The sequence below is a fragment of the Piscinibacter defluvii genome (assembly GCF_004011805.1).
Lineage (GTDB): Bacteria > Pseudomonadota > Gammaproteobacteria > Burkholderiales > Burkholderiaceae_C > Piscinibacter > Piscinibacter defluvii.
Window position 1 is genome coordinate 255,727 of record NZ_RCHJ01000003.1, and the last position, 13,374, is coordinate 269,100.

A 13,374-nucleotide genomic window follows, 5' to 3' on the forward strand; every position below is an offset into this window, starting at 1 on the left:
CCTCGCGGCTACACTGCCATGACCAGCCCGAGAGAAGATCATGTTCCAGCGTCTGCGCGAAGACATCGACTGCATCCTCGAGCGCGACCCCGCGGCGCGCTCGCGCTGGGAGGTGCTGACCTGTTACCCCGGCCTGCACGCGCTGGTGATGCACCGCTGGGCCAAGGCCTGCTGGCGGCTCGGCTGGCGCTGGGCGGCGCGTTTCATCTCGCACCTGGCCCGCTTCCTCACCGGCATCGAGATCCACCCCGGCGCGACGATCGGCCGGCGAGTCTTCATCGACCACGGCATGGGCGTGGTGATCGGCGAGACGGCCGAGGTCGGCGACGAGTGCACCATCTACCAGGGCGTGACGCTCGGCGGCACCTCGCTCGGCCGCGGCACCAAGCGCCACCCGACGCTCGAGCGCGGCGTGATCGTCGGCGCCAATGCCCAGGTGCTGGGCGGCTTCACGGTCGGCGAGGGCGCGCGGGTCGGCTCGAACGCGGTGGTGGTCAAGCCGGTGCCGGCGGGCGCCACGGCGGTCGGCAACCCGGCGCGCATCATCAACGCCGAGGGCGACGCGAAGCGCGAGGCCGCGGCCGCGAAGATGGGCTTCTCGGCCTACGGCGTGACGCAGGGGGACGACCCGGTATCGCAGGCCATGAAGGGCCTGATCGACAACGCGTCGGGCCACGAGCACCAGATCGCCCTGCTGTGGCAGGCGATCGAGAAGCTCTCGGCCCGCTCGCGCGAGCTGCCCGGCGTGCAATGCGTGCCGGAAGACGCGCATGTCACCGAGCAGTTCGACGCCGAGCGGCTGAACCGCCTGGTGAAATAACGCCCCCCAGTCGCTTCGCTCCTGCCCCCGAGGGGCGCCGGCCGGCTTGGGGCGGCCCGGCGCCGGCCCAGCCCCGTCACAGCAGCAGCAGCAGCGGCGAGAGCATCAGCAGGTAGGTCGTCCAGTCGCGCGGCACCTCGATGACCAGCGGCGTGCTGTAGGGCCCGACGAAGCCGTCGGGCTCGATGCTGCGGTAACGGAAGTAGTAGGTGCCGCCGGGGCGCGGCAGCGGCAGGTTCCACTCGGGCTGGTCGAGATCGGCCTGCGTCACGATCTCCTTGAAGGCCGGGTCGCGCGCCAGTTCGACGTGCTGCGTGTCGCCGGGCCGGCCGCCCCAGGCGATCGCCAGCGTCCGGCCGTCGGCCGCCACGCCGCCCTTGGGCGGCTCGGGCAGCGGGCGCAGTTCGAAGCGCTGCGGGTCGCCGAACGGACCACGGTCGCCATCGGCGCGGGTGCTGGCCAGGCGCCACCAGTAGCTGCCGGCCTCGGGCAGCTCGATGCGTTCGCGGTTGCCCGCCAGGCCCTCGCGCTGCAGCACGATGGCCTGGAACTGCTCGTCGCGCGCCACCTGCAGGCGCACGCTCGCGGCCTCGAGGTTGGGCGACCACTGCAGCTCCAGCGGCCCGAGCGACTGCTTGCCGCCGGGCCGCGGCGCGTTGATCGCCGGCGGCTCCGGGCGCGCCTTCAGCACGAACGGGCGCACCGCGTCGTAGCCCTCGATGCCCTGTGCGTCGAGCCGGCGTGCGCGCAGGTACCAGCGCGCGTCCGGCAGGCCGGTGATGCGCACGTCGCTGCCGGCCACCACGCGCTGGTCGTCGACGATCTTGTCGAACGCGGGGTCGACGGCCACCTGCACCCGCACCGTCGACTGCTCGGTCGGCAGCGCGAAGCGCACCAGCGGCCGCTCGAACAGCTCGGGCATCGCGGCGAGGTCGGGCGCAGGCAGCAGCGGCGTGGGTTTCGCCGCCGGCCCCGCGGCGGCCTGCGTGCCGCCGAAGCCGGCCGGCAGATCGGTGCCGGCCTTGCGGTCGGCGCTGTCGAGCCGGACCTTGCCTTCGAGCACCTCGCTGCGCGTGATCGGCGCCTCGTCGTCGAAGCGGATGCGGTAGTGCGTGCCGCGCACGCCGACCACCGCCGTCGGCGTCGTGACCTCGAGCGGCGCCTGGCGGCGGACCTTGGTCGCCAGCACCTCGACCGAGCCGCGCACCATGCGCAGCACACCGGTGAACCAGCCTTCGTTCGCGGTGCGCTGCGCGAGTTCGGGGTTCGGGCCGGCACTGCGGCTGGCCACGATCTCGGCCAGCGTGGCCGGCGGCACACGCACCCGGGAACCGTCGGCCAGCTCGAGCACGGCGGAGGACTTCGGCGCGGTCTCCAGCGCCTGGCCCTCGGCCAGCACCGCGCCCGCCTCGACCGCGGCACCGCCGCTGCGCACCTCGCCGATGGTGCTGGCGATGCGCACCGGCAGCGCCGTGCTGCGCATCAGCCGTGCCGGCACGCGCAGCACCTGGCCGGGATAGATGCGGTTCGGGTCCGGCAGGCGGTTGATGCGGGCGATCTCGCGCCAGGCACGCGGGCTGGTGAACACCTGTTCCGACAGCCCGATCAGCGTGTCGCGCGGGCTGACCCGGTACTCGAGCATCGTCTCGGCCGCCATCAGCGGGGCGGCGATGCTGCCGGCGGCCAGCAGGGCGGCGGTGCGTGTGTACGACCTGCGCATCGCCAGGGCGGCCTCAGCGCGCGGGCCGCACGGCGTTCTTCGGCCGCCAGGCCTTGATCACCGCCTCGTCGGTCTCGAGGTAGGGGCCGCCGATCAGGTCGATGCAGTACGGCACCGCGGCGAAGATGCCGTGCACGCCGCGCTCGGGCAGGCCCTGCAGCGTCTCGGCGATCGACTTGGGCTGGCCCGGCAGGTTGATGACCAGCGCGTTGCCGCGGATCACCGCCACCTGGCGCGACAGGATCGCGGTGGGCACGAAGTTCAGGCTGATCTGGCGCATCTGCTCGCCGAAGCCGGGCATGACCTTGTCTGCCACGGCCAGCGTGGCCTCCGGCGTGACGTCGCGCTTGGTCGGGCCGGTGCCGCCGGTGGTCAGCACCAGGTCGCAGCGCGCCTCGTCGACCAGGCCGCGCAGCGCGGCCTCGATCTGCGGCTGCTCGTCGGGGATCAGCCGGGTCTCCCAGGCGATCGGGTTGCGCAACGCGCGCTGCAGCCACTCCTGCAGCGCCGGGATGCCCTTGTCCTCGTAGACGCCGCTGGAGGCGCGGTCGCTCACCGACACCAGGCCGATGCGGACCGCGTCGAAGGAAGGTTCACTCATGGAGGCTGGCCTGCTTGATGAACTGGAACAACTCGCGGAAGGCGCGCCCGCTGCGCTGCTCGGGCGCGGCCGCGGCATCCTTGCGCGCATTGCGCACCAGCGTGCGCAGCTGCTGGGCGTCGGCGGCCGGGTGCTCGCGCAGGAAGCCGGTCAGCGCGTCGTCGCTGGCGATCAGCTCGGCGCGCCAGCGTTCGGCCTGGTGCAGCGCGAGCGAGTCCTTCGCGCGGCCGAGCTGCATGTCGAGCACGGCCTGGCGGATCGGTGTGGTGTCGGTGCCGCGCATCAGCCGGCCGATGTACTGCATCTGGCGCCGCCGGCCTTCGTGCGAGCGGGTGCGGCGGTACTCGCGCACGGCGTCGGCCAGGGGCTCGGGCAGCGGCAGCGCGTCCACGCGGTCCTCCGGCAGCGCGACCAGGGCCTCGCCCAGGTCCTGCAGCTCGTGCGAGGCCTTCTTGCGCTGCGTCTTGCTGGGCCGTTCGGCGGCGTCCTCGCCAGGGGCGTCGACGGGAGACATGGGCGGGGTGGGGGTGAGGGCTGGGTATCATAGCCGCGGGCCTTTCGCCCTCCATCCCATGCTCACCACCACCACGCCCCGCACCGGTTTCGCCCTGACCCGCGCCCAGTTCGAGCAGCTCGCCGAGGACGCGCTGGCCGCCGCGAAGCAGCTCGGCGCGAGCGACGCCGGGGTCGAGGTGTCCGAAGGCGTGGGCCTGTCGGTCAGCGTGCGCAAGGGCGAGATCGAGAACGTCGAGCGCAACCGCGACAAGTCGCTCGGCGTGACCGTCTATGTCGGCCAGCGGCGCGGCAACGCGAGCACCTCCGACTTCTCGCGCACCGCGCTGGAGCAGACCGTGCGCGCGGCACACGACATCGCGCGCTTCACCGCCGAGGACCCGGCCGCCGGCCTGCCCGAGGTGGAGGACCTGGCCTTCGGCCCGGCCGCGGCGCTCGACCTGGACCTGTTCCACCCCTGGGACATCGACGCCGAGCAGGCGGTCGAGATCGCGCAGCGCTGCGAGGCCGCCGCGCTGGCCGTGGACCGCCGCATCACCAACTCCGACGGCGCCGGCGTGTCGGCGCAGCAGTCGCACTTCTTCGCCGCCAACAGCCGCGGCTTCCGCGGCGGCTATGCCAGCTCGCGCCACTCGCTCTCGGTGGCGCCGATCGCCTCGCTGCCCGGCAAGAACGGCGACGACATGCAGCGCGACGCCTGGTACAGCTCGATGCGCATGCCGCAGGCGCTGGCCGAGCCCGAGGCGGTGGGGCGCTACGCGGCCGAGCGGGCGCTGTCGCGCCTGGGCAGCCGCAAGATCCGCACCTGCGAGGTGCCGGTGCTGTTCGAGTCCACGGTCGCCGCCGGGCTGCTCGGCGCGCTGGTGCAGGCCACCAGCGGCGGCGCGTTGTACCGCAAGTCCAGCTTCCTGGTCGACAGCCTCGGCAAGCATGTGCTGGCCGCGCACCTCGACCTGCACGAGGACCCGCACATCCCGCGCGGCAAGGGCAGCGCCCCGTTCGACGACGAGGGCGTGGTCACGCGCGCACGCGACGTGGTCAAGGGCGGCGTGCTGCAGGGCTACTTCCTCTCGAGCTACTCGGCGCGCAAGCTCGGCATGCGCACCACCGGCCACGCCGGCGGCTCGCAGAACCTGACGCTGACCAGCCGCCACACCCAGCCCGGCGACGACCTCGACGCGATGCTGCGCAAGCTGCACCGCGGGCTGTTCGTCATCGAACTGATGGGGCAGGGCGTCAACTACGTGACGGGCGACTACTCGCGCGGCGCGGCCGGCTTCTGGGTCGAGAACGGGCGCATCGCGCACCCGGTGCACGAGATCACGATCGCCGGCAACCTGCGCGACATGCTGCGTCACATCGTCGCCGTCGGCGCCGACGCCTACACGGTGGGCAGCAAGACCACCGGCTCGGTGCTGCTCGAGCGCATGAAGATCGCCGGCTCCTGACCCCGCTCCCGCAGCCGCGGGATACGTTGTTTTTCGCAGGGGTAAACACCGGGCGGAGGCGTTTGGACCCCCGGCCTAGAATGCCCGCGCCTTTCTATCCCTCACAGGAGATTCACGCATGGAACGTCGTTCCTTCATGCAGCATGCCGGCCTCGCCGGCGTGCTGGCCGCGGGTGCCGCCCCGGCCATCGTGCATGCACAGGCCAACATCCGCTGGCGCCTGGCCTCGAGCTTCCCGAAGTCGCTGGACACCATCTTCGGCGCGGCCGAGGTGTTCTCCAAGCTGGTCGGCGAGATGTCCGGCGGCAAGTTCCAGATCTCCGTGCATGCCGGCGGCGAACTGATGCCTCCGTTCGGCGTGGTCGACGGCGTGCAGGCCGCCACCGTCGAGATGGCGCACACCGCGCCGTACTACTTCTTCGGCAAGGACCCGGTGTTCGCGCTCGGCTGCGCGATCCCGTTCGGCCTGAACTCGCGCCAGATGACGGCCTGGATGGTCGAAGGCAACGGCCTGAAGCTGATGCGCGAGTTCTACCGCGGCTACAACATCGTCAACTTCGTCGGCGGCAACACCGGCGCCCAGATGGGCGGCTGGTGGCGCAAGGAGATCAAGTCGCTGGCCGACGTGAAGGGTGCCAAGTTCCGCATCGGTGGCTTCGGCGGCAAGGTGTTCGAGCGCATCGGCGGCGTGCCGCAGAACATTCCCGGCGGTGAGATCTACCAGTCGCTCGAGAAGGGCACCATCGACGCGGCCGAGTGGGTGGGACCGTACGACGACTTCAAGCTCGGCTTCTACAAGATCGCCCCGAACTACGCCTACCCGGGCTGGTGGGAAGGCGGCCCGCAGCTGGACTTCTACGTCAACACCAAGGCCTACGACGGCCTGTCGGCCGAGTACAAGGCCATCATCGAGGCGGCCACGGCCGCGGCGCACGTCGACATGCAGGCCAAGTACGACGCGCGCAACCCGGCGGCGCTGAAGCAGCTGGTGGCCGGCGGCACCAAGCTGTTCCGCTTCCCGCGCGACATGATGGAAGCCGCGTTCAAGGAGGCGCTGGCGCTGTACAGCGAACTCAGCGGCAGCAACCCGGCCTGGAAGAAGATCTACGAGGACTTCTCGGCCTTCCGCCGCGACCAGAACCTGTGGTTCCGCTTCACCGAGTCGGGCTTCGACGACTTCATGCAGGCGCAGAAGCTCTGAGCGCATCGCGCTGAAACGACAAACCCCGCCGGTGCGAACCGGCGGGGTTTTTCATTGGCGGGTCCGGTTCCGCGGCCCCGGCAGGCCGCGGGGCCGCCTCGCTACTTCTTCTTGTCCTGCTCGAGCGCGCGCTTGATGGCCTCCATCGGATCCTCCTCGGCCGGGGCCGAGGCGCCCGGGGCGCCGGCGGCGGCACCGCTGGCGCCCGCATCGGGGGCGAACAGCTTGTTGGCGTCGTCGTCCTTGTTGCCGTAGTCGGGCTTGTCGACCTCGAGCTGGATGTTGGTGGTGTCCATCTCGGCCTTCTTGCCCAGGCCGCCCGACACCATGTTCGGGAAGGCGATGATCAGGCCGACCATGATGATCTGGATCACCACGAAGGGCACCGCGCCCCAGTAGATCTGGCCGGTGGTCACCTTGGCGATCGTCTTGCCCGTCAGGCGGTCCTTGTAGTCGTCGTGCGGCGCCACGCTGCGCAGGTAGAACAGCGCGAAGCCGAACGGCGGGTGCATGAACGAGGTCTGCATGTTCACGGCCAGGAGCACGCCGAACCAGACCAGGTCGATGCCCAGCTTCTCGGCCACCGGCCCGAGCAGCGGGATCACGATGAACGAGAGTTCGAAGAAGTCGAGGAAGAAGGCCAGCAGGAACACCAGGATGTTGACGACGATGAGGAAGCCGAGCTGGCCGCCGGGCAGGCTGGTCAGCAGGTGCTCGACCCACTTCGGTCCGTCCACGCCCTGGAACGACAGGCTGAACACCGTCGAGCCGAGCAGGATGAAGACGACGAAGCACGACAGCTTCATCGTGCTGTCCATCGCCTGGCGCATCAGCTTCATGCTCAGTCGCCGGCGCGCGAGTGCCATCGCCAGCGCACCGACCGCGCCCATCGCGCCGCCTTCGGTGGGCGTGGCGATGCCCAGGAAGATGGTGCCCAGCACCAGGAAGATCAGCGCCAGCGGCGGGATCAGCACGAAGGTCACCCGCTCGGCCATGCGCGACAGCAGCTTCAGGCGCAGCAGCCGGTTCAGCACCGACAGCGCGAAGGCCACGCCGACGCCGACGCACATCGACACGACGATGGTTTCGTCTGTCGGTGCGTTCGCCGGACGGCTGTATGCAAACGCCACCGCCGCACCCACCGACAGCACGAACAGCACCCCCAGCGAACGCAGGCCCGGCGTGCCGTCGTCCTCCTTGATGGAGCGGGCCTCGGGCGGCAGCGCCGGCGCCCACTGCGGCCGCCACAGCGTGACGAGCAGGATGAAGCCGATGTACAGGCCGGTCAGCACGAAGCCGGGGATGAAGGCGCCCTTGTACAGATCGCCGACGCTGCGGCCGAGCTGGTCGGCCAGGATGATCAGCACCAGCGAGGGCGGGATGATCTGCGCCAGCGTGCCGGAGGCGGCGATGGTGCCCGACGCGATGCGCCGGTCGTAGCCGTAGCGCAGCATGATGGGCAGCGAGATCAGGCCCATCGAGATCACCGAGGCAGCCACCACGCCGGTGGTGGCCGCGAGCATCGCGCCGACCAGGATCACCGCGTAGGCCAGGCCGCCGCGGATCGGGCCGAACAGCTGGCCGATGGTGTCCAGCAGATCCTCGGCCATGCCGGAGCGCTCGAGGATCAGGCCCATGAAGGTGAAGAACGGGATCGCCAGCAGCGTCTCGTTGGCCATGATGCCGAACACGCGCAGCGGCAGCGCCTGCATCAGCGTGGCCGGCAGCAGGCCGATCTCCACGCCCAGGTAGCCGAAGAACAAGCCGCAGGCGGCCAGCGAGAACGCGACCGAGAAGCCCATCAGCAGGAAGACGATCAGCCCCAGGAACATGATCGGGGCCATGTAGGCGTGCAGGAACTCGATCACTTCTTTGCTCCTTCGGCCCGCAGGATCGCTTCAGCCAGTTCTTCCTCGGCGGTCTTCTCCTGCTTCTTCTTGCCGGGGTCGTCTCCCAGTCCCTTCAGGAAGGCGATGCGCTTGACGAGTTCGGAGATGCCCTGCAACCCGAGCAGCGTGAAGCCGATCGGCACCAGCGCATAGACCGGCCAGCGGATCAGCCCGCCGGCGTTGGACGACATCTCGCCCGAGGTGTAGGCCCGGATCACCAGCGGCAGCACCAGGTCGACCACCGCGAAGACGAACGGGAACAGGAAGACGACGATGCCGAAGATCTCGACCTTCACCTGCGTGCGCCGGCTGAAGCGGTGCAGGATCACGTCGATCTTCACGTGCTCCTGGCGCAGCATGGTGTAGCCGGCGGCACACAGGAACACGGCCGAGAACAGGTACCACTGGATCTCGAGGAAGGCGTTCGAGCTGGTGTCGAAGGTCTTGCGCACGATGGCGTTGGTGGCGCTGATCAGCACCGCGGCAAGCACCAGCCACGACAGCCAGCGTCCGATGAACTCGGACAGCGCGTCGATGCGGCGCGAAAGGGACAGGAGGAAGGACAAAGGTGGTCTCCGAAAGTGGTCGGAAGCGGCGGGCAGGCGCCCACCGGCGGCCGCGTCGCAATACCCCCGATGAGACTGCGAGCGGGGACACCGGCGCAACGGGTGAAACCGCTAAGTGGTACTACGCAACGTCAGCCGGTGCCGCGCCGGCGCTCGACCGCGTAGCGGATCAGCTCGGCCTGGCCGGCCAGGCGCAGCTTGCGGCGGATGTTGTGGCGGTGCGTCTCGACGGTGCGCACGCTCATGCCCAGCCGGGTGGCGATCTGCTTGCTGGGCAGTCCGTCGGCCAGGCAATCGAGGATCTCGCCTTCGCGCGGCGACAGCGGCGTGTGCTCGGGCGCACCGGGCTCGACGAGACCGCTGCCGATGAAGCGCCCGCCGGCCGCGACCGACTCGATGGCCTGCACGATCTCCTCGGCCGGGGCCTCCTTCAGCACATAGCCACTGGCGCCGGCGGCCATGGCACGGCCGACGGTCTCGGGACTGTCGTACATGCTCAGCATGAGCACCCGCAGGCCGGGTTGCAGGCCGAGCAGCTGGGCCGTCAGCGCGATGCCGCTGGTCTGCTTCATGCCCACGTCCATCAGCACCAGATCGGGGCGCTCGCGCTCGACCGCCTCGAGTGCCGACACCGCGTCGCCGGCTTCGCCGACCACCTGCAGGCCGGGCACCACGCCCAGGCGTGCCCGCAGCCCTTCGCGGACCAGCGGATGGTCGTCCACCAGCAGGATGCGGACCCGCGTCATGCGGCCTCCTGCCGCGGCGGCGCGAAGCGCGCCAGCGCCTCGGCGGGCAGGTCGGCACGCAGCTCGGTGCGGCCGGGGCGCGACAGCACGCTGAAGCTGCCGCCGATGGTCTCGACCCGCTCGCGCAGGTTGCGCAGCCCGATGCCGCGCCGCGGATCGGCGCGGATCGCCGGCACGTCGAAGCCGACACCGTCGTCGACGATGGTCAGGCGCACGCCGCGCGGGTGGCGGATCAGCCGCACCTGCACCTGGCTCGCCTGCGCATGTTTGTGGATGTTGGTCAGCGACTCCTGGGTGACGCGGAACAGCACCGTGTTGACCTCCTCCGGCAGCTCGTCGGCCGGGCCGCGCACACGCAGCGAGAAACGCGCCCGGCCGAGGCGGTGGAACTCCTGGCCCAGGTCGTCGAGCGCGGCGGGCAGGCCCAGCACGTCGAGCTCGGCGGGGCGCAGCCGGTGCGAGATCACGCGCACCTCGTGCAGCGCGCCGGCCAGGCGCTGCAGGGCGCGCTGCAGGGCCGGGGGGGTGCGCTCGGGGCCGAGCTGCGCGGCGGCGCTCTCGAGAAGCAGCTTCACCGAGACCAGGTTCTGGCTGGTGCCGTCGTGCAGCTCGCGCGAGAGGTGGGCGCGCTCGTCCTCCTGCGACTTGACGACCTGGCGCGCCAGCAGGCGCAGCTTGGACTCGGCCACGCGTGCATCGCTCAGGTTCAGCGCCAGCCCGCTGGCGCCGATCAGCAGCACGCCGATCGCGGCGATGGCGGCGATCCAGCGCAGCGTGAGGTCCACGTTCTCGTCGACCTGGCGGTCGACCTCGGCCAGCGTGGAGGCGATGTCGTCCAGGTACAGCCCGGTGCCGACCACCCAGTTCCAGCGCTGCAGCGAGATCGCGTAGGCGAGCTTGGGCGTCTCGGCGGCGGTGGAGGGCTTGGGCCAGTGGTAGCGCACGAAGCCGCCACCCTCGTGGGCACGAGCGATCAGCTCGCGGATCACCGGCACGCCGCGGCTGTCCTTCAGGTCCCACAGGTCGCGCCCGGCGAGTTCGGGCTGGCGCGGGTGCAGCAGGTTCCGGCCGGAGGTGTCGAAGACGAAGAAGTAGCCGTCGATGCCGTAGTCCATCGCGGCCAGCAGGTGCAGCGCCTGGGTGCGGATGGCGTCGTCCTCGCGCCGCGTGTCGTACAGCGGGGCGAGGCTGCTGCGTGCCAGCGCCATCAGGTTCAGCAACTCGGTGCGCTTGGCCGCCATGTAGGTGGATTCGACCAGCGCGCGCTCGCGCTCGGAGAGTTCGCGCTGCTGCTGGCGCACCCCCCAGGCGATCAGCGCCAGCGAGACCAGCAGCGGCACCAGCGCCAGCAGCAGGAGCTTGGCGCGCAGCCGCATCGCGGAGCCCGGGTCGCGCCGGCGGCCGCGCTCAGCGCGCCGCGCTGGCGGCCTGGTACAGCTTGGTGGAACGCGCGCCGCTGCGGCAGAACGCCACCAGCGGCCGCGGCAGCGCGGCCAGCAGCTCGGCCATGCGCGCGATCTCCTGCGGCGACTGGAACGCCGGCTGCACCGGCAGCCAGGCGTACTCGAGCCCGGCGGCACGCGCGGCGGCCTCGATCTGCGCGCTCGTGGGCTGCTGCGGGCCTTCCTCGAAGTCGGGCCGGTTGTTGATGACGGCCTTGAAGCCGAGCGCGGCCAGCTCGGCCATCGCCTCGGGCGTCATCTGCGGTGCGACGCAGACCTCGGGCGTCAGTGCGCGCAGCAGTTGGCGGGTATCGACCATGGACAACTCCTTCAACGGGAAAGGGCCTGCTTGACCGCGGCCGAGGCCAGGGCCATGTCGGCCTTGCCGGCCAGCTTCGCCTTGACGGCGGCCATCACCTTGCCCATGTCGCCCGGGCCGGTGGCGCCGAGCTCGGCCACGATCGCGGCCACCGCCGCGGCGACCTCCTCGGCCGACAGGCGCTGCGGCAGGTAGCCCTCGAGCACCTTCAGTTCGGCGCTCTCCTTGTCGACCAGGTCGGTGCGGCCGGCGGCGGAGAACTGGGCGATCGAGTCCTTGCGCTGCTTGATCAGCTTGTCGACGATGCCGACGATGGCAACGTCGTCGAGCTCGATACGCTCGTCGACCTCCTTCTGCTTCATCGCCGCCATCAGGCCGCGGATGGTCAGCAGGCGCGCCGCATCCTTGGCGCGCATCGCGGTCTTCATGTCTTCGGTGATCTGCTCTTTGAGGCTCATCGGCATCTCCACAAACGACGAAGCCCGCGCGGTGCTCCGTGCGGGCTTCAACGATACGTCGCCGGCTCAGTACAGCTTCTTGGGCAACTGCATGCTGCGAACGCGCTTGAAATGGCGCTTGACGGCCGCGGCCTTCTTGCGCTTGCGCTCCGCCGTGGGCTTCTCGTAGAACTCGCGGGCACGCAGGTCGGTCAGCAGCCCGAGTTTCTCGATGGTGCGCTTGAAGCGGCGCAGTGCCACATCGAACGGCTCGTTTTCCTTGACGCGAATCGTAGTCATGTACAGAAGGTGAGGTTGAGATGCGCTCGGTGTTGCGACGGCCGAGGGTCAGGAGGGTCCGGAGTTCCTGGTCTCGGCGCTGTCGCAATCGCGGCGCGGGTTTGCCGGCAAAGACCGCGATTATATGCCGGATCGCCGGCGCCGCAAGCGCCGGTCAGTGGGCACTCTCGGCGGGGCGCTCGCCCAGCGCCCGCGCGCAGGCGGCGGCGCTCGCCCAGGCCCATTGGAAGTTGTAACCGCCGAGCCAGCCGGTCACGTCGACCACCTCGCCGATGAAGTGCAGGCCGGGGACGCGCCTGCTCTCCAGCGTCTGCGAACTCAGCTCGCGCGTGTCGACGCCGCCCAGCGTCACCTCGGCCTTGCGGTAGCCCTCGTCGCCGTCGGGTTGCAGTTCCCAGTGCTGCAGGCGCCGGGCCAGCTCGCGCAGCTCCTGGTCGCGTGTCTCGGGCAGCGGGCGGCAGGCGAGCTCCGGCGTGGTGGCCAGCCAGGTCTCGGCCAGGCGGCGCGGCAGCAGCGCCGCCAGCTCGGTGCCGAGCTGGCGCTTCGAGCCCGCCTTGGCGTGCAGCAGGGTGGTGGCCAGATCCTGCCCCGGCGCCAGGTCGATGCGCAGGGCCTGGCCGGGGCGCCAGTAGCTCGAGGCCTGCAGCACCGCCGGGCCGCTCAAGCCGCGGTGGGTGAACAGCAGGTCTTCGCGGAAGCGAGCACGCGACTTGCCGGCGCCGGTTTCGATGTCGACCTCGAGCGACAGGCCCGACAGCGCCGCGAACGGGGCCCAGGCGGCCGAGTCGAAGGTCAGCGGCACGAGGCCGGGGCGTGTCTCGACGATCGTGTGGCCGAACTGCCGCGCCAGCCGGTAACCCCAGTCGCTGGCGCCGATCTTCGGGATCGAGAGCCCGCCGGTGGCGACCACCAGGCGGGCCGCCTGCACGGGGCCGCCGTCGGTGTCGAGTTCGAAGCCGCCGCCGGCACGCGGACGCACCGCGTGCACCGCGCAGGGCTGGCGCCGCACCACACCGCCGGCCTCGCATTCGCGCAGCAGCAGCGTGATGACGTCCTCGGCCGAACGATCGCAGAACAGCTGGCCGCGGTGCTTCTCGTGCCAGGGAACGGCGTGGCGCCGCAGCAGTTCGAGGAAGTCGGCCGGCGTGTAGCGCGCCAGCGCCGAGCGGCAGAAGTGCGGATTGGCGGAGAGGAAGTTCGCCGGGCCGGCGTCGCGGTTCGTGAAGTTGCAGCGCCCGCCGCCCGAGATGCGGATCTTCTCAGCCACCTTGGCCGAGTGGTCGAGCAGCAGCACCTTCGCGCCGAGCTGCCCGGCGATGCCGGCGCAGTGAAGGCCGGCGGCGCCGCCGCCGACGATCACTGCATCGAAGGG

The 13,374-nt window shown here is 70.8% G+C and carries 14 protein-coding genes; 3 read left to right on the forward strand and 11 right to left on the reverse strand.

Features of this window, described 5'->3' with window-relative positions; genetic code table 11:
- The first annotated feature begins 40 nt into the window (after positions 1-40).
- Positions 41-820 (forward strand): serine O-acetyltransferase, encoded by a 780-nt coding sequence (cysE, locus tag D9C15_RS10665; RefSeq protein ID WP_127997427.1) that lies wholly within the window; start codon positions 41-43, stop codon positions 818-820.
- A gap of 76 nt (positions 821-896) precedes the next feature.
- Here the strand turns inward: cysE and D9C15_RS10670 are convergent, their stop codons facing one another.
- From D9C15_RS10670 to yjgA, 3 genes are read right to left on the reverse strand one after another with little or no spacing between them, the layout of a single operon-like run.
- The gene (locus D9C15_RS10670; protein WP_127997428.1) at positions 897-2,540 is read right to left on the reverse strand and encodes a FecR domain-containing protein; all 1,644 of its coding nucleotides are present in this window, start codon (positions 2,538-2,540) and stop codon (positions 897-899) included.
- 13 nt (positions 2,541-2,553) lie between these two features.
- Positions 2,554-3,141: a molybdopterin adenylyltransferase gene (mog, locus tag D9C15_RS10675; protein ID WP_127997429.1), complete on the reverse strand. Its 588-nt coding sequence runs from the start codon at positions 3,139-3,141 to the stop codon at positions 2,554-2,556.
- Positions 3,134-3,655, reverse strand: a complete 522-nt coding sequence (gene yjgA, locus D9C15_RS10680) for a ribosome biogenesis factor YjgA (protein WP_127997430.1) — start codon at positions 3,653-3,655, stop codon at positions 3,134-3,136. The genes mog and yjgA overlap by 8 nt, the downstream gene beginning before the upstream one ends.
- Positions 3,656-3,713: 58 nt before the next feature.
- On the opposite strand from yjgA, the gene pmbA reads away from it, so the two are divergent.
- Both pmbA and D9C15_RS10690 read left to right on the forward strand, forming a co-directional pair.
- Positions 3,714-5,102 (forward strand): metalloprotease PmbA, encoded by a 1,389-nt coding sequence (gene pmbA, locus D9C15_RS10685; RefSeq protein WP_127997431.1) that lies wholly within the window; start codon positions 3,714-3,716, stop codon positions 5,100-5,102.
- A 118-nt stretch (positions 5,103-5,220) separates the two neighbouring features.
- Positions 5,221-6,303, forward strand: a complete 1,083-nt coding sequence (locus D9C15_RS10690) for a TRAP transporter substrate-binding protein (RefSeq protein WP_127997432.1) — start codon at positions 5,221-5,223, stop codon at positions 6,301-6,303.
- A 101-nt stretch (positions 6,304-6,404) separates the two neighbouring features.
- Here D9C15_RS10690 and D9C15_RS10695 read toward each other — a convergent pair whose 3' ends face one another.
- From D9C15_RS10695 to D9C15_RS10730, 8 genes are all read right to left on the reverse strand, one after another.
- Positions 6,405-8,171 carry a TRAP transporter large permease gene (locus tag D9C15_RS10695; protein ID WP_127997433.1) on the reverse strand — a complete coding sequence of 589 codons (1,767 nt, stop codon included), beginning with the start codon at positions 8,169-8,171 and terminating at the stop codon, positions 6,405-6,407.
- Positions 8,168-8,758: a TRAP transporter small permease subunit gene (locus tag D9C15_RS10700; RefSeq protein ID WP_127997434.1), complete on the reverse strand. Its 591-nt coding sequence runs from the start codon at positions 8,756-8,758 to the stop codon at positions 8,168-8,170. Before D9C15_RS10700 ends, D9C15_RS10695 begins: the two co-directional genes overlap by 4 nt.
- Before the next feature lie 131 nt (positions 8,759-8,889).
- Complete coding sequence (locus D9C15_RS10705) at positions 8,890-9,504, reverse strand: response regulator transcription factor (RefSeq protein ID WP_127997435.1); 615 nt, start codon at positions 9,502-9,504, stop codon at positions 8,890-8,892.
- Entirely contained in the window at positions 9,501-10,880 is a 1,380-nt protein-coding gene (locus D9C15_RS10710) for a cache domain-containing protein (protein WP_127997436.1), read from the reverse strand. The genes D9C15_RS10705 and D9C15_RS10710 overlap by 4 nt, the downstream gene beginning before the upstream one ends.
- A gap of 31 nt (positions 10,881-10,911) precedes the next feature.
- Positions 10,912-11,265 (reverse strand): protein tyrosine phosphatase family protein, encoded by a 354-nt coding sequence (locus tag D9C15_RS10715; protein WP_127997437.1) that lies wholly within the window; start codon positions 11,263-11,265, stop codon positions 10,912-10,914.
- Positions 11,266-11,276: 11 nt separating this feature from the next.
- Positions 11,277-11,723, reverse strand: a complete 447-nt coding sequence (locus D9C15_RS10720; RefSeq protein WP_127997438.1) for a GatB/YqeY domain-containing protein — start codon at positions 11,721-11,723, stop codon at positions 11,277-11,279.
- 66 nt (positions 11,724-11,789) lie between these two features.
- Entirely contained in the window at positions 11,790-12,002 is a 213-nt protein-coding gene (gene rpsU, locus D9C15_RS10725; protein ID WP_054018851.1) for a 30S ribosomal protein S21, read from the reverse strand.
- Positions 12,003-12,156: 154 nt separating this feature from the next.
- Positions 12,157-13,362 (reverse strand): BaiN/RdsA family NAD(P)/FAD-dependent oxidoreductase, encoded by a 1,206-nt coding sequence (locus D9C15_RS10730; protein ID WP_240668364.1) that lies wholly within the window; start codon positions 13,360-13,362, stop codon positions 12,157-12,159.
- Positions 13,363-13,374: the final 12 nt, after the last annotated feature.